Genomic DNA, 15,779 nt, shown 5'->3' with positions numbered 1-15,779 from the left:
CGCAGCCTAGCCGCGCTCTTCCTCGGCCGCGATCGCCTCGAGTGTCGCGCGCACGCGTTCCGCCGCGGCGGCGGCTTGCGCGTCGCCACCCATTGCGCGGAAGCCCGCCAGCGCCGCACCGTAGTCGCCGCGCATTTCGGCGCATAGCGCCGTGTTGAACATGAGCGAGCGTTGTGCCGGCGCCTCCAGCACCAGCTGCTCGAAAATGCGGCAGGCAGCCTCGCCGCTACTCTTCGTCGCGCGCAAGGCCGCCTTGAAGCCTTCGCCTTGCTCATCGCTCAATCCCTTGCGGCTCTCGAGCACGCGGATCTGGCCGCGCTGCCAGTGCGGTCGGAGATCGCTCGCGTAGTCGCCCGCCGCAGCGGCGATCAGGCGATCCACGGCCTCCTCGCTGCTGCCGGGCGCGGCGTCACCCGGACACCAGGTAGCCTCCTCGTGCTTGGGCACGGAACGGCGGTAAATCACCCGCCCGTCGCTCTCGCGCGCGATGCGCATGTCTCCGGCGAGCGAGACGATACGTGTTCGGCAAGTGACCTGCCGCTCATTCTTGTCCTTGTTGTCACAATCCGTGCGCGGCTTGTCCGAGTCCTTGCAATAGCGGCGACGCTGCTGCGTGCGACGCTCTTCGACGTTCACGCTCGCGTTGCCCTCGATCACGGCCTCGACATTGCCTACAGCACCCGACGCATTGAGCGCGAAGAGCTCGTAATATGGTCGCCCCCTCGCGTCGCGCGCCTCAGCCAGCCGTCGCTCGATCTCTGCAGCCAGTCGAGCCCCGTCCGTGCCGCCGAACTCGGCGACCGCCAGGCCATGCATCGACGCCACTTCGGCCGCCGGCGCCGCACGGCCCCAACTGATCTCGAGTACCTCGGCCCCGGCCGGCGCGGCAAACGCAAGCGCGGCGATAGCCAGCAGATGAATCCGCATCCGATATCCCCCCTCGTATCCCCTATGTCAGTGAAGCGCACTTCGGCGCCCAAGAAAAGCGGAAGTTTCACGGCATCGAGAGACAAACCGGGATTGTCGCCGCACAATCGCTTCCTCATTGCCGCGCCCGACAGCGCCTGATAGCGGCGCCCCGGAATCACGGAGTGCAGTGGATGTCGGATATCAAGCGTGTCGTTCTTGCCTATTCGGGCGGTCTCGATACCAGCGTCATCGCCAAGTGGCTCGAGGTCGAGCGCGGGCTGGAGGTCGTCACCTTCACCGCCGATCTCGGCCAGGGCGAGGAGATCGAACCGGCGCGAGCGAAGGCCCGGGCGATGGGCATTCCCGACAAGCACATCTTCATAGAGGACGTGCGCGAGGAATTCGTGCGCGACTTCGTCTTCCCGATGATGCGCGCCAACGCCCGCTACGAAGGGGATTACCTTCTGGGCACCTCGATCGCCCGCCCGCTGATCTCGAAACGCCTGGTCGAGATCGCACGCGAGACCGGCGCGGACGCGATCGCTCACGGCGCGACCGGCAAGGGCAACGATCAGGTCCGCTTCGAACTTTCCGCCTACGCGCTCGACCCGGACATCAAGGTTATCGCTCCGTGGCGCGAGTGGGATCTGGGTTCGCGCACCGCACTGATCGCCTGGGCCGAAGCGCACCAGATCGCAGTTCCGAAGGACAAGCGCGGCGAGAGCCCGTTTTCGACCGACGCGAACCTCCTCCACACCTCGTCCGAAGGCAAAGTGCTGGAAGATCCGTGGGAGGAGACGCCCGACTACGTCTACTCGCGCACCGATCATCCCGAGGATGCGCCCGACACGCCGGAGTACATCACGATCGACTTCGAGAAGGGCGACGGCGTGGCGCTAAACGGCGAGGCGATGAGTCCGGCAACGCTGCTCGCCGCGCTCAACGACCTCGGCCGCAGGCACGGCATCGGCCGGCTCGACCTGGTCGAGAACCGCTTCGTCGGGATGAAGAGCCGCGGGATGTACGAAACGCCGGGCGGCGAGATCTACGCGCGGGCCCACCGCGGGATTGAGCAGATCACCCTCGACCGCGGCGCGGCGCACCTCAAGGACGAGCTGATGCCGAAGTATGCCGAGCTGATCTACAACGGCTTCTGGTTCAGCCCCGAGCGCGAGATGCTGCAGGCGGCGATCGACCTCAGCCAGGAGAAGGTCAGCGGCAGTGTGCGGCTGAAGCTCTACAAGGGGCTGGCGAGCGTTGTCGGGCGCAAGTCGCCGAACTCGCTCTACTCCGAGGCACACGTCACGTTCGAGGACGATGCCGGGGCTTACGACCAAAAGGATGCGCAGGGTTTCATCCAGCTCAACGCGCTGCGCCTGCGACTGCTTGCCAGGCGTGGTGGGTAACGCAACGAGTACCAGAAAGCAGCCAGTTCGGGTGACTCAGCCGGGAAAGTCGCTCCGCGCTGCCAGCGCCTCGATTTCGGCGCGCGCGAGCCGGTGATCGCCCGCCTTCTGGATCACGAAGTCGCCGCGCCGCTCGGGCGGATAGGCCATCACCTGCGCGACCATTTCGGCCAGCGTGCCGCTGCGCAGCCCTTTGGCTCCGTCGAATATGCCTCGCCCATCGCCGGCGGCGTGGATCGAAGCGCGATCGTCCCACTGAACGCCTTCCTGGCGGGTTTCGACGGCTTTGAACGTGCTGGGATGGTCGGTCATGCAGTGTCTCCTTTTGCATGATCAACGTCCAAGGCCCGCGCAGGGTCCGCTACTCGAGCTTGCCTTCGTGCAGGCGAACGACGCGATCCATCTTGCCGGCCAGCCGCTCGTTGTGCGTGGCCACCAGCGCCGCGCTGCCCTCGCCGCGCACGAGCTCGAGAAACTGCGCGAGCACCCGGTCTGCGGTATGTTCGTCGAGGTTGCCGGTCGGCTCGTCTGCCAGCACCAGCGTCGGCCGGTTGGCTAGCGCACGAGCAACGGCGACGCGCTGTTGCTCCCCGCCGGACAGCTGGCTCGGACGATGATCGAGCCGCTGCGAAAGGCCGAGCGCACCGAGCAGCTCGCGCGCTCGTTCGCGCGCTTCGTCGCGCCCCCGGCCGGCCACGAGTTGCGGCAGGATCACGTTCTCCTCCGCGTTGAAGTCGGGCAGGAGATGGTGGAACTGGTAGACGAAGCCGAGATGTTCCCGCCGAACGCTCGTGCGCCCGTCGGAGGGCAGCTTGCTGGCGGGGATGCCGGCGATCTCGATGGTACCGCCGAACCCGCCTTCGAGCAGTCCGACGGCTTGAAGCATGGTAGACTTGCCCGAACCCGAGGGGCCGAGCAGCGCGACGATCTCGCCAGGCTGGACCTCTAGGTCGACACCGCGCAGAACATCGATGCGGACGCCGCCCTGTTCGAAGCTGCGCGTCAGGTTTCCGAGGCGGACCACCGGGTCATTCATAGCGCAGGACCTGTACCGGATCGGTGCTCGAGGCCTTGAATGCGGGATAGAGCGTCGCCAGGAAGCTCAGCACCAGCGCCAGTGCGACGATACCCGCGATTTCCACCGGATCGACCCGCGCCGGCAAGGTGCTGAGGAAGCGGATCGACGGGTCCCACAGGTTCTGCCCCGTCACCACCTCGATCACCCGCACGATCTGCTGCCGGAAGGCCAGCACGAGGAAACCGAGCACGAGCCCGGCCGCCGTGCCGATCGCCCCGACCGTGAAGCCCGTCGTCACGAAGATCTTGAGCAGGCTTCGCCGTGTCGCCCCCATGGTGCGCATGATCGCAATGTCTCGGGTTTTCGCCCGCACGAGCATGACAAGGCTCGAAAGAATGTTGAAAGCTGCCACCAGGACCATGAAACTCAAGGCGAAGAACATCGCAACACGTTCGACCTGCAAGGCCTCGAACAGAGTAGAGTTTATGGTCTTCCAGTCGTTCACGACCGCGCGGCCCGCAAGCTGACGCTCGACCGGCGCAAGTATCTCCTCGACCCGGTCCGCATCGGTCGTCTTGACCTCGATCATGCCGACCGTATCGCCCAGGAGCAGCAAACGCTGCGCTTCCTGCATCGGCATGATGACGAACTTCTGATCGTAGTCGTAGATCCCGATCTCGAAGATCGCAGAAACGCGGTAGCCGATTTGTCGCGGCATCGTGCCGAACGGCGTCGCGCGCCCCTCGGGATTGATGATCGTGATCGTATCGCCGAGCCGCACGCCGATATTCTCCGCCAGCCGGGCGCCGATCGCCACGTTGCGTTCGCCCGACCGAAGCTCGGCAAGATTGCCCGCCAGGACATTGGGTGTGAGCCGATCGATATCCTGCTGCGTATTGCCGCGCACGAGGATTGCCTCGACGCGGCCGTTGAAGCTGATCAGCAACGGCTGTTCGATCAGCGGCGAAGCGCGCACCACACCGGGCGCCTCACGGATGTCCTCCAGCACGCCCTCCCAGTTGTCGAGCCGCCCCCCATAAGCCTGCACGATGGCGTGGCCGTTGAGCCCCACGATCTTGTCGAGCAGTTCGGCGCGAAAACCGTTCATCACGCTCATCACGATCACCAGCATCGCCACGCTGAGCATGACGACGCCCACGCTGATCCCGGCGACCAGCGCAATGAACGCTTCGCCGCGTCCCGGCAGCAGATATCGCTTGGCGATCGTTCGTTCGAAGAGAGAGAGGATCAAGGGCGAGCGATCTCGTCTGTTCTGAGGTGCCGCGTAGCCTTAGGCAGCCTTTCCTGTCTGCGCAATGAAATCCCCCTGCGCGCCCGGGTCGGGCCAGTGCGCCCCTTGTAATCGGGCTGCAACATCGCCATTGAGCGCCCCGAGACGCGCGCAAACCCGGACCGCATCGGCATGAACCTCACCCACCCGTTCCGCGACGAGGACGGCGACAAGCTCCGCGAGGAGTGCGGCGTCTTCGGAGCCGTCAACGCTGCAGATGCTGCGGCCGCCACGGCGCTCGGCCTTCACGCACTGCAGCATCGCGGGCAGGAAGCGGCCGGCATGATCAGCTTCGACGGCGCGGAGTTCTATCAGCGTCGCGGCCTCGGCCACGTGGCGGAGAACTTCTCGTCCAGTGAGGCGATTGCCGAGCTGCCCGGCTTCATGGCTGCCGGCCACGTGCGCTATTCGACCACCGGCGGATCGGGCCTGCGCAACGTACAGCCGCTCTATGCCGATCTCGCCGCCGGCGGCTTCGCGGTTGCGCACAACGGCAATATCTCGAATGCCGGCACCCTGCGGCAGGAGCTCGTGAGCAAGGGCGCGATCTTCCAGTCGACCTCCGACACCGAGGTCATCATCCACCTCGTGGCCACCAGCCGCTATCCCACGATGATCGACCGCCTGATCGACGCCCTGCGCCTGATCGAGGGTGCCTATGCGCTGGTGGTGATGACTCCCGAAGGCATGATCGCCTGCCGCGATCCGCTCGGCATCCGTCCTCTCGTGATGGGCAAGATGGGTGACGCCACCGTATTCGCGAGCGAGACGGTGGCTTTCGACGTCGTCGGCGCGGAATTCGTGCGCCAGGTCGAACCGGGCGAGTTGGTGAAGGTCGATTTCGACGGCAACATCGACTCTCTTCATCCTTTCGGCGCACGCAATCAGCGCCCCTGCATTTTCGAGCACGTTTACTTCAGCCGCCCCGATTCGATCTTCGACGGGCGCAGCGTTTACGCCGCACGCAAGGCGATCGGCGAACAACTCGCGATCGAAAGTCCGGTCGAGGCGGACCTCGTCGTGCCGGTGCCCGACAGCGGCGTGCCGGCGGCGATCGGCTACGCCCACCAATCAGGCGTGCCGTTCGAGCTCGGCATCATCCGCAGCCACTACGTGGGGCGCACGTTCATCCAGCCGAGCGACGGCGCGCGCCATTCGAGCGTGAAGCGCAAGCACAATGCCAACCGCGCGCTGGTCGAGGGCAAGCGCATCGTGCTGATCGACGATTCGATCGTGCGCGGCACGACCAGCCTCAAGATCGTGGAGATGATGCGCGAGGCAGGTGCGGCCGAAGTCCACTTCCGTGTCGCCAGCCCGCCGACCGCCCATTCGTGTTTCTACGGCGTCGATACGCCCGAGCGTTCCAAGCTGCTGGCCGCACGGATGGAAATTGAGCCGATGCGAGAATTCATCAAGGCCGACAGCCTCGCGTTCGTCTCGATCGACGGTCTCTACCGCGCAGTCGGACACAAGCCGCGCAACGCAGCCTGCCCCCAGTTCTGCGATGCCTGCTTCACCGGTGACTACCCCACACCGCTGACCGATCTCGCCACGCGCGAGCATCGCGAGGCGCAGCTCCCGTTCGACAAGGTCGCCTGATGCCCGCCTCCAAGCCTCTCGAAGGGCGCATTGCGCTCGTCACCGGCGCGAGCCGCGGGATTGGCGCGGCGACGGCGGTAGCGTTGGCGAAGGACGGTGCGCATGTCGTCCTCACCGGGCGCGACGTGCGTGCACTGGAGCAGGCCGAGGACGCGATCCACGAGGTCGGAGGCCATGCGACGATCGCACCGCTCGACCTGGCCGAGCAGGACGGAATCGCGCGCCTCGCCTCGGCCGTCGCAAGCCGGTGGGAGAAGCTCGACATCCTGGTAATCGCGGCAGCATACCTGCCGACACTGACGCCGGTGACGCAGATCGAGCCCAAGCAGTTCGCCCAGGCGGTGACCACCAACCTGCTCGCGACGCAGGCCCTGCTCGCCGCTTTCGATCCACTGCTGAAGCGCAGCGGCAGCGCGCGCGTGGTCGGGCTCACGAGCAGCGTCGGTTCGCAGCCGCGGGCGTTCTGGTCGGCCTACGGCTCCACCAAGGCGGCGTTCGAATCGCTGCTCGACAGCTATGCCGAGGAAGTGCGCAAACTGGGCGACATCCGCGTCGCGATCGTCGACCCGGGCGCGACCCGCACCGCGATGCGCGCCAAGGCCTATCCGGGCGAGGATCCCGAAACGGTCAAGCATCCCCATGTGGTGGGTGAACGCATCGCCGCGCTCGTCGCCGAGGACTTCGAGACGCGCCATCGCGAGCGCGTGGTTAATCCCGCTTAACCTTTCTCCGTAAGCCTGCGGAAAGCAGCAGCGCCCAGGTTTCCCGAGCGCCCGCGCGCGACGCGCGGTTCAGGTTCTTTGGGAAAGGAAACCGGGCGATGACGGTCCAATCTTCCGGACGCTATGCGATCGCCGCGCAGGAGGATCGCTGCGCGCCCCGAACCAAGCTGACGATCCCCGCGCAGCTCCGCGCCTCCGGCGGCCGGGCGTTCCAGACGGTCGTCCACGATCTTTCGATCTCCGGCTTTTCCGCAGCGGCGATCAACCGGATGCATCCGGGGCAGGTGTGCTGGATCACCCTGCCCGGCCTCGGCGCATTGCAGGCCGAAGTGATCTGGTGGGACAACTGCCAGGTCGGCTGCGCCTTCGCCGAACTGCTGAGCCCGATCGTCCACGACAACATCGTCAGCAAGTACCGCAGCGGCGGAGTCTACCGCAGCACCTGCTGAGTGCTTGGGGCCTTACGCCGCCCAAGCGAGCACGTGATTGCCCTGATCGACCGCGCTGGCGAAGGCACGCCGCGCAATCATCCAAGGCTTGTCATCCCAGCGAACGCGGGGATCCAGGGTGCCGACGTTCCTCCATGGATTCCCCGCGCGCGCGGGAATGACAAAGGTGGCGAAAAAGCGCCCCCTCTTTGATCGCCGGACGGACGAGCAGCCCATTTCCAGGGCGCCAGGATGGATGTCGTTCGGCCCTAGTCGGCCGCTGCGATCTTCTGCACGAGACCACCCCACTGGAGCCTCAGATCGCGGCTCGACGCCACCGGCCAGTTGCTGACCACGGCGACCACCAGCCGGTCCTCCGGCACGACCGTGATCGCCTGGCCGAATATTCCCTGCGCGCCGTAGGCGCCGGGATAGGTCCACCACTGGTATCCGTAGCCGAAGCCCGGCGTGTTCAACGCGACCCGCTCACCGGCCGCCTCCGCGAACCAGCCCTGCGGCACGACGCCCTCCCCGCCTTCGAGCACGAACTGACCGAAGCGCGCGTAGTCGGACAGCCTGATTGACAGGCAGCAGCCGCCGATATTGCCGCCGGTCAGGTCAGTCATCCAGAACAGGTTGCCTGCGAAGCCCGCCGGATCGACGATCTTCTCCTTCGCGTAGTCCGCGAGGCTCCGGCCGGTCGCTTCCTCGACCAGCACGCCGAGCAGGTTGGTCTCGAGCGTCTTGTAGACCCACTTCTCCCCCGCCGGCGCCTCGCGCTCCAGCGTGCGCGCATAAGTGACGGCCTGCGATTCACCTGGCACCACCGCGACGTTGAGCATCTTCGCCACGTCGCTGTTCGGGTCGGTGTAGTCCTCGTTCCACTTCACGCCCGAGGTCATCGTCGCGAGCTGCTCGACGCTTACGCCTTCGTAGGCCGTGCCGGCCAGCTCGGGGATGTAGCGTGTCACCGGGTCGTCCATGCTCGCGATCAGCCCGTCCGCGACCGCGGCGCCGAGCAGCGTCGAGGTGAAGCTCTTGGCGACCGAGAAGCTGGTCCAGCGCTGCTCCGGCCCGAAACCGAGCCCGTACTTCTCGTAGCGGACCTTCCCGTTGTCGATCACCATGATCCCCGCCGCATTGCTGGAGGCGAGGAAGGCATCGACCGCCGCCGCGGTTTCGGCAGGCAGCGGCGGACCGGGGGGCAGTTCGCGCGGGTCGCCGGCGCGGCTTGCCTCGATGCCTGCGAAGAAGTCTTCCATCCGCCGGAAGCGGTCGGCGCGCGTGGCGTCGTCCCAGAAGAGGACCTGCTGGTCCTCCAGCGCAATCGCTTCGGAAGGCTGGGTCGGATAGACCTCGACCCTCTCGGCGCGCGTCGACTCACCCGGCGCGCTCGCGCAGCCCGCCAGCAGCGCTGCCGCCAGCGCAATCCCGAATATCCGCATTCCCTTACCCCTCCTTGACCAGCGTAACCTGCTGAACCTCGATCCCGCCGCCGCGGAATCCCCCTTCGCAGTACATCAGGTAGAACCGCCAGAGCCGGCGGAAGCGCTCGTCGAACTCGGCTGGCAGCCGCCCCTGCTCGGCCGCCGCGTCGAACCGTTCGCGCCAGGCCTTCAAGGTCGCCGCATAGTCGAGCCCGAAGCTCTCGCAGTGCTCCCACCGAAGCCCGCGTTCGCGCGCGAGCTGTTCGAACTCGCTGGTGCGGATCAGCAGACCGCCGGGGAAGACGTAGGCCTGGATGAAGTCCGCGCTCTTGGCGTAGGCTTCGAACAGGCTGTCCTTCATCGAGATGAACTGGATCGCCGCGCGGCCGCCGGGCTTCAGGCAGCGCGCGATACAGTCGAAATAGCTGGGCCAGTACTCGCGCCCGACCGCCTCGACCATCTCGACGCTGACGATGGCGTCGAAACGCTCGTCGACGTCGCGGTAATCCTGCTTGCGGAAATCGATGCGCGGGTCGTGCCGCTCGCGCGCCCAGGCAAGCTGCTCCTCCGACAAGCTGATGCCGGTTACCCGCACGCCGGACCGAGCGAAGAAATCCGACAGACCGCCCCAGCCGCAGCCGATCTCGAGCAAGGTCTCCGGCGCGCCGACCCGTTCGGCCAGTCGCGCCCACTTGCGCCGCTGCGCCGCCTCTAGGTCGTCGTCCTCGCCCCAGATCGCCGAGGAATAGCTCATCGTCGGGTCGAGCCAGGCTGCGTAGAAGTCGTTGCCGAGGTCGTAGTGCGCGTGGATGTTGCGCTCGGCGCCTTCGGGCGTGTTGCGGTTCATCCAGTGCGCGAGCCGCGCGGCCCAGCGGAACGGCCCACGTGCGCGGCCGGTGTCGCCCAGGGCGTCGCCATTGGCCATGAACAGCGCGAAGATCGGCACCGGATCGGGGCTGTCCCACTCGCCCGCTTCCCAGGCCTGATACCAGCCGATCGAGCCGTTGGTGGCGAGCCGCATCAGCGCGCGCCAGTCGTGGATCGTCACCTCGGCATCGAATCCGGGCGCCCTTCCGCCGACCACCCGCGTGGTGCCGTCGGGCAGGCGGCCGGTGATCGATCCGCTTTCGAGCCCTGCATCGACGCGATCGAGAATCTTGTGGAAGCCCGGCGCGAACAGGCGCGCAAGCAGGCCTGGGCTGCGCTCGAACCGCGCGCCGCCGGTGAGGAGGGTTTCGCCCCTGCCTATCCCCTCTGCCTTCATGCCGTTCCTATGGACCCGGGCAAACTGCGGTTCAAGCATGAGATCCCGCGCGAACGGCAGTGCGCAACCCGATGCGATCATGCTAGAATACCGCGGCGATGCGAGGGGAGTTACCGCGATGAGCAGTCCGTTGATGCGCAACATCCTGGCGGTCGTGGCCGGGCTGGTCGCCGCCATGATCGCGATGGCGATCGTCCAGGCGATCAGCGATGCCATGCTGCCTCCCCCGCCCGACCTCGCGGGGGTGGACGATCCGGCGCAGGCGATGGACCTGATTCCGATCGAGGCGCGGATCGCGGTCGCGCTCGCCTGGTTTCTCGGCGCGCTGGCGGGCGCCTGCGCCGCGATCGCGGTATCGCGGCGCGTGCTCCCCGCCTGGATCGTCGGGCTCCTGATCGCGCTGCTGGGCGTGTGGAGCACGCGGATGGTTCCGCATCCCGACTGGCTCCTTGCGGCCAGCGCGGTCTTGCCGCTCGTGGCCGTTCTCTTCGCCAAACGGCTGATGATCCGGCAGATCGAGGCGCTCTAGGGGTCGAGGGAACGGCCCACCCGGCCACGGGTTGCCCCTGCAATGGACGAGCTCTCCCGCGAAACCCCTCACCTTCCGGCAGAGACGATCCGCCTGCCGGAGCGCGGGTTCACGATCGACCGGCGCAAGGCGCTGATCGCCGGCGCCCTGTGCTGGACGGGCTTCGCGGTCATCGTCTGGCTCGTCGCGAACGGAGGCACCGAAGCCTTTGACCGCGTCGGGCTCCTTTCCGGGCGTAGCGGCACCGAGCTGGCGCTTGGCGGGCCGGCGCTCGTGCGCGAGATCGTGCGCGACATCACCGCGCTTGGCGGCGTGTTCCTGCGCAATCTGTTCGCGATCGGCGCGGTCGTCGCGCTGCTGTTCCTCCGGCTGAAACGCGAGGCCGTGCTGTTCGCAATGACCGTCATTACGGGATGGTTGGTCAACGCAGCGCTAAAGTTCGCGGTGGGGCGTGAGCGACCCCAGATCGTCCCACATCTGATGGACGCGAGCGGCCAGAGCTTCCCTTCCGGCCACAGCTTCAACGCGGCCTTAGTCTACATCGCGATGGCCCTCGCCTTCGCCGCGCTGAGCCGCCGGCAATCCGTGCGCTACACCGTGATCGGCGCTGCCATGCTGATCTCGGCCATGGTCGCATGGAGCCGCGTGATGCTCGGCGTCCATTTCCCGAGCGACGTGATCGCTGGCTGGCTCGGAGGCGCGGGCTGGGCCTTCATGGCCGCAGCGCTGCTGTACCGGCCGGCAAAGGCGGCGGCGGAGAGCGATCAGCTTGCCCTGCCCGTCAGGAAAGCGGCTCGCACGTCACATCGGGCAACGCGACACTGAAGCGATTCCGCGCCCGCGGATCGTAGAAGCGCGCGTCGCGGATCACCATGGAACCGTCCTGCGCACGCTCGGCGAACGGCGCTCGGGACCAGAATAAAAAGGCGTCGAGATCGGGACTGGTCAGCCGCAGCGCTTCCACGTCAGGCCAGCGGCACCGCCGGTCCGAGATCGCTCGGAAGGGTGGAAACTCGCTATCGTGGTCCCGCACCGACCAGTCATTCGGTTCGCCAAGGATTGTATCGCGCTGCCAAAAGGCCAAAGGCACCGGACTTGCTATAACCGTCTCACCACTGGTTCCGGTGATCGTCTCGTCAAACCATGTAATCGCGCCGTTCAGGCCAACGTACGCAAGCGCTCCCGCAATCGCGATCCGTGCCGGCCGGCGCCACTCCCCGCCGCACCTCTCCCGCCGCAGCGAGAGCCAGGTGGCAAAGCCCATCAGCGCCCACAGCCACACGTCGATGATGAACAGTACGTCGCCGTAGAACCAGCGGCTCGAGAACGGCTCGAGCAGGCGAATGCCATAGCTGTTCAGCCAGTCGAGCGCAGGGTGCGACAGGCAGGCGATGAAGCTGAGCGCGTAGAGCCAGCCGAAATGCACCGGCAGTCGCCCCTCCGGCCGCCGCCCACGGCTCGCCTGCCGTCGGTCGAACCACCAGAGCGCGCCTGCAAGGATCAAGGGCAGCAGCACCCAGGCGATCGGCCCATGCGTGATCCCGCGCCGAAACCCGAGATGCTCCACCCCGTCGAGCCAGAAGAAGCACGCCGCGTCGACGTCCGGCAGGTTCGCGCCGATAATCAGCGCCGGCATCGCCAGACCCGTCTTCCGCTTGAGCCCCGCCTGCCCGATCAGCGCCCCGACCAAGCTATGCGTTAGATTGTCCACCGGCCTTCATCCCCCAGCGTAGCACAGGGGCCGGGACACGGCCCGCGAACCCCCGCCGAGACTGCACTACTCGGCTCGCAGTGTTGTCAATCCGTGACAGATCAGGCCCGCTATCGGGCAGGAAGTCCGCGCAGTCAGGGACGACCTCGCATCTGCGGGTCGCCGCCCTGGTCCGGCGTGCGCGTACCGATCGGGTCCTGCGCAGTGCCAGGCACGGTCCAGGTCTGGCCCTTGCCGAGGAGCTTGGCGAGGTCCGCGGTCTTGCCCTCGCTCGCCCTCGCCCGCTCTTCGATGACGGCGGTTTCGAAGGTCGGGCGCGGGTCGTCGTAGAGGACGCCGAGAGCCATGGGGAACGGACCGAACGGCATTTCGACCAGCATGTGCGCGATCGAACGGTTGGTGGCGTCGTGCACCAGCACCTCGGCCGCCTGCCAGTCGCCGTCCACCACGTCGACCACCTTGAGCTCCAGCCGGTCGCGGTCGAGCGCGATGCCCCTGGTGCCGCCAGCGAACAGCATCGGTTCGCCGTTCTCGAGCCAGAGCTGCCGGTCCTCGGCACCCTTGGGCGCGGCGAAGTCGTTGAACACGTCCTTGTTGTAGACGATGCAGTTCTGGAAGATCTCGATGAAGGCGGCACCCTGGTGCGCGTGGGCGGCCTTGAGCACGTCAGGCAGGTTCTTCGATACGTCGAATCCGCGGCCGACGAAGCGCGCGCCCGATCCGAGCGCGAAGGCGGCGGGCCGCGCCGGGTGGTCGTAGGAGCCGAGCGGGGTCGAGGGCGACTTCGTCCCCTCGCGGCTGGTCGGAGAATACTGGCCTTTGGTCAGGCCGTAGATCTCGTTGTTGAACAGCATGATCTGCATGTTCACGTTGCGCCGCAGCACGTGCATCAGGTGGTTGCCGCCGATCGACAGCCCGTCGCCGTCCCCGGTCACGAGCCAGATGTCGAGATCGGGGTTGGCCAGCTTCACGCCCGTCGCCACTGCCGGCGCGCGGCCGTGGATCGTGTGGAAGCCGTAGCTTTCCATGTAGTACGGGAAGCGGCTCGAACAGCCGATGCCGGAGATGAACACCGTGTTCGCCGGGTCCGCGCCGAGCTGCGGCAGCGTGCGCTGCACGGCCTTGAGGATCGCATAGTCGCCGCAGCCCGGGCACCAGCGAACTTCCTGGTCGGTCTCCCAGTCCTTGAGCGTGGTCTGGATAGGGGTCATGTCGTTCATCGTGCAACCTCCCCAGCCCGTTCGGGCTGAGCCTGGCGAAGCCCCGCGCTTTTTTCGAACGCGGCGCTGAAAGAAGAAGAAGAGCGGCCCCTCGGCAAGCTCAGGGCGAACGGGCGGAGGGGGCGGCTCACTGGTTCACCGCCCCGGTGTCCGATCCCTCGCCCGGGAGCGCGGCGTCGTCGCCGTGGAAGGGGGCATCGGGATAGCTACCGTCATCATGGCCGGATTCGGATATCGGCAGTTGCTGCTCGTTCGCCGGAATCTCGCCGCCTTCGTTGCCAGGGACGTCGTCGAAGTACTTGCCGATCGCCTCTTCCAGTTCAGCGATCTGAAACGGCTGACCGCTGGTCTTCGTCAGCGGCTCGGCGTCGACCAGGAACTGGTCGCGCAGGACCGTCTTGAACTGGCCGGTGTTCATCTCGGGCACGAGCACCTTGTCGAACCCTTTGAGCAGCGCGCCTAGATTGGCCGGCAGCGGCCAGATGTGGCGCACATGGATATGGCTGACGTCCAGCCCCTTCCGCCGCGCGCGGCCCACAGCCTGGTGGATTGGGCCGTAGGTCGAGCCCCAGCCTACCACCGCGAGCGTGCCGGTCGGCTCGCCGAGCGCGACCTCCTGGTCGGGCACCGCGATGCGATCGACCTTCGCCTTGCGGGCGTCGGTCATCCGCTGGTGATTGTCGGGCGAGTAATCGATGTTGCCGGTCAGCTCGTGCTTCTCGATGCCGCCGATGCGGTGCAGCAAGCCCGGCGTGCCTGGCTTGATCCACGGCCGCGCGCCTTTCGCGTCGCGTTTGTAGGGCAGCAGCCGGTCGCCGTCGTTCTTCTCGGTGAGGAACTGCACCGGGAACTTCTCATAGCTCGCCGGATCCGGCACTTTCCACGGTTCGGCCGCATTGGCGATGTAGCCATCGGTCAGGAGCATAACCGGGGTCATGTACTGGACCGCGATGCGGCATGCCTCGATCGCGCATTCGAACGCGTCGGACGGGCTGCGGGCGGCGATCACCGGCATCGGCGCGTCGCCGTTGCGGCCGTAGACCGCCTGGTACAGGTCGCTCTGCTCGGTCTTGGTGGGAAGGCCGGTGGACGGTCCGCCGCGCTGCGAGTTGACGATCACCAGCGGCAGCTCGGTCATGATCGCCAGGCCCATCGCCTCGCCTTTGAGCGCGATGCCCGGGCCGGACGACGACGTCACTCCCAATTGCCCGGCGTAGCTCGCGCCGATTGCGGCGCAGATGGCGGCGATCTCGTCCTCCGCCTGGAAGGTGGTGACGCCGAATTCCTTGAGGCGTGTGAGGTGGTGCAGGATCGCACTCGCCGGCGTGATCGGATAGCCGCCGAAGAACATCGGCAGCTCGGCGAGCTGCGCGCCCGCGACGAGACCGAGCGAAACCGCCTCGGCCCCCGTGATCGTGCGGTAGAGCCCCGGCGCGCTCGGCACGGGAGCTACGTGGACCTGCTTGAGCGGCCCCGAAAGCTCCGCCGTCTCGCCGTAGGCATGACCCGCATCGAGCGCGGCGATGTTGGCGTTGGCGATATCGGGCTTGCTCTTGAACTTGGCGCGCAGCCACTCGTGCAGCGGCTCGCGCGGACGGTCGAACATCCACAGCGCGAGGCCGAGGGTCCACATGTTCTTGCTGCGCAGCGCGTCCTTGTTGCCGAGGCCGAACGGCTTGACCGCCTCGATCGTCAGCGCGCTGATGTCGAACGCGAGCACGTCGTACTTCGCCAGGCTGCCGTCCTCGAGCGGATTGCTGTCGTACTTCGCCTTGTCGAGGTTGCGCTTGGTGAACTCACCGGTGTCGGCGATGATCAATCCGCCAGGCTTCAGTGCCGCCAGGTTCACCTTGAGTGCCGCTGGGTTCATCGCGACGAGCACGTCCGGCGCGTCGCCCGCGGTGTTGATCTGGCGGCTGCCGAAGTTGATCTGGAACGCCGAAACGCCGAACAGCGTCCCCTGCGGCGCGCGTATTTCGGCCGGAAAGTCGGGGAACGTCGCGAGATCGTTGCCCGCCAGCGCAGTCGAGAGCGTGAACTGTCCGCCGGTCAGCTGCATGCCGTCGCCGGAATCTCCGGCGAAGCGCACCACGACGGCTTCTGGGGTTTCCGCGTCCAGCGGCGTATCGGCGGCCTGCGTAGCCATCGGAATTCCTTCTTGCGCGTCGCGTGTCGGCGCATTCGTTTCAGGCGGTGGCACGTATGCACGGCAACCCGCACCCGCAATGAAGTTTTTCTCCCCCGGGGCAAAAATG

The 15,779-nt window shown here is 66.7% G+C and carries 15 protein-coding genes; 6 read left to right on the top strand and 9 right to left on the bottom strand.

The features are described from left to right. Positions 1 to 6 precede the first annotated feature (6 nt). Entirely contained in the window at positions 7 to 927 is a 921-nt protein-coding gene (locus tag ETX26_RS03595) for a hypothetical protein (protein ID WP_129523301.1), read from the bottom strand. Positions 928 to 1,100: 173 nt separating this feature from the next. Here ETX26_RS03595 and ETX26_RS03590 point away from each other — a divergent pair, with 173 nt between their 5' ends. Beyond that, positions 1,101 to 2,315, top strand: coding sequence for an argininosuccinate synthase (locus ETX26_RS03590; protein WP_129523300.1), 1,215 nt, complete (start codon positions 1,101 to 1,103; stop codon positions 2,313 to 2,315). Positions 2,316 to 2,351: 36 nt separating this feature from the next. Here the strand turns inward: ETX26_RS03590 and ETX26_RS03585 are convergent, their stop codons facing one another. Genes ETX26_RS03585 through ETX26_RS03575 form a run of 3 tightly spaced genes read right to left on the bottom strand, consistent with a single transcriptional unit; the run spans position 2,352 to position 4,585 of the window. Next, entirely contained in the window at positions 2,352 to 2,627 is a 276-nt protein-coding gene (locus ETX26_RS03585) for a hypothetical protein (protein WP_129523299.1), read from the bottom strand. 49 nt (positions 2,628 to 2,676) lie between these two features. Continuing rightward, complete coding sequence (locus tag ETX26_RS03580) at positions 2,677 to 3,351, bottom strand: ABC transporter ATP-binding protein (RefSeq protein ID WP_129523298.1); 675 nt, start codon at positions 3,349 to 3,351, stop codon at positions 2,677 to 2,679. Beyond that, complete coding sequence (locus ETX26_RS03575) at positions 3,344 to 4,585, bottom strand: lipoprotein-releasing ABC transporter permease subunit (RefSeq protein WP_129523297.1); 1,242 nt, start codon at positions 4,583 to 4,585, stop codon at positions 3,344 to 3,346. The genes ETX26_RS03580 and ETX26_RS03575 overlap by 8 nt, the downstream gene beginning before the upstream one ends. A 171-nt stretch (positions 4,586 to 4,756) precedes the next feature. Here ETX26_RS03575 and purF point away from each other — a divergent pair, with 171 nt between their 5' ends. The 3 genes from purF to ETX26_RS03560 all read left to right on the top strand — a co-directional run bounded on the left by purF (position 4,757) and on the right by ETX26_RS03560 (position 7,394). After that, positions 4,757 to 6,223 carry an amidophosphoribosyltransferase gene (gene purF / locus ETX26_RS03570; protein WP_129523296.1) on the top strand — a complete coding sequence of 489 codons (1,467 nt, stop codon included), beginning with the start codon at positions 4,757 to 4,759 and terminating at the stop codon, positions 6,221 to 6,223. Beyond that, entirely contained in the window at positions 6,223 to 6,945 is a 723-nt protein-coding gene (locus ETX26_RS03565; RefSeq protein WP_129523295.1) for an SDR family NAD(P)-dependent oxidoreductase, read from the top strand. The genes purF and ETX26_RS03565 overlap by 1 nt, the downstream gene beginning before the upstream one ends. A 98-nt stretch (positions 6,946 to 7,043) precedes the next feature. Further along, the gene (locus ETX26_RS03560; RefSeq protein WP_129523294.1) at positions 7,044 to 7,394 is read left to right on the top strand and encodes a PilZ domain-containing protein; all 351 of its coding nucleotides are present in this window, start codon (positions 7,044 to 7,046) and stop codon (positions 7,392 to 7,394) included. A 248-nt stretch (positions 7,395 to 7,642) separates the two neighbouring features. Here ETX26_RS03560 and ETX26_RS03555 read toward each other — a convergent pair whose 3' ends face one another. Both ETX26_RS03555 and ETX26_RS03550 read right to left on the bottom strand, forming a co-directional pair. After that, entirely contained in the window at positions 7,643 to 8,818 is a 1,176-nt protein-coding gene (locus ETX26_RS03555) for a serine hydrolase domain-containing protein (protein ID WP_129523293.1), read from the bottom strand. Between the two features lie 4 nt (positions 8,819 to 8,822). Further along, positions 8,823 to 10,064 (bottom strand): SAM-dependent methyltransferase, encoded by a 1,242-nt coding sequence (locus ETX26_RS03550; RefSeq protein WP_129523292.1) that lies wholly within the window; start codon positions 10,062 to 10,064, stop codon positions 8,823 to 8,825. Between the two features lie 118 nt (positions 10,065 to 10,182). Here ETX26_RS03550 and ETX26_RS03545 point away from each other — a divergent pair, with 118 nt between their 5' ends. Both ETX26_RS03545 and ETX26_RS03540 read left to right on the top strand, forming a co-directional pair. Continuing rightward, positions 10,183 to 10,593, top strand: coding sequence for a hypothetical protein (locus ETX26_RS03545; protein ID WP_129523291.1), 411 nt, complete (start codon positions 10,183 to 10,185; stop codon positions 10,591 to 10,593). Positions 10,594 to 10,635: 42 nt separating this feature from the next. After that, positions 10,636 to 11,418, top strand: a complete 783-nt coding sequence (locus tag ETX26_RS03540) for a phosphatase PAP2 family protein (RefSeq protein ID WP_129523290.1) — start codon at positions 10,636 to 10,638, stop codon at positions 11,416 to 11,418. Here the strand turns inward: ETX26_RS03540 and ETX26_RS03535 are convergent. From ETX26_RS03535 to ETX26_RS03525, 3 genes are all read right to left on the bottom strand, one after another. Further along, positions 11,375 to 12,304, bottom strand: coding sequence for a metal-dependent hydrolase (locus tag ETX26_RS03535; protein WP_129523289.1), 930 nt, complete (start codon positions 12,302 to 12,304; stop codon positions 11,375 to 11,377). The two genes, ETX26_RS03540 and ETX26_RS03535, sit on opposite strands and share 44 nt — an antisense overlap. 134 nt (positions 12,305 to 12,438) lie before the next feature. Beyond that, positions 12,439 to 13,524, bottom strand: coding sequence for a 2-oxoacid:ferredoxin oxidoreductase subunit beta (locus tag ETX26_RS03530; protein ID WP_129523288.1), 1,086 nt, complete (start codon positions 13,522 to 13,524; stop codon positions 12,439 to 12,441). Positions 13,525 to 13,651: 127 nt separating this feature from the next. Then, complete coding sequence (locus ETX26_RS03525; protein WP_129523287.1) at positions 13,652 to 15,670, bottom strand: 2-oxoacid:acceptor oxidoreductase subunit alpha; 2,019 nt, start codon at positions 15,668 to 15,670, stop codon at positions 13,652 to 13,654. Between the last annotated feature and the right edge of the window lie 109 nt (positions 15,671 to 15,779).

The sequence above is a fragment of the Pelagerythrobacter rhizovicinus genome (assembly GCF_004135625.1).
In the GTDB taxonomy this organism is placed as follows: domain Bacteria; phylum Pseudomonadota; class Alphaproteobacteria; order Sphingomonadales; family Sphingomonadaceae; genus Pelagerythrobacter; species Pelagerythrobacter rhizovicinus.
This window is presented reverse-complemented; position numbering and strand designations above follow the sequence as displayed.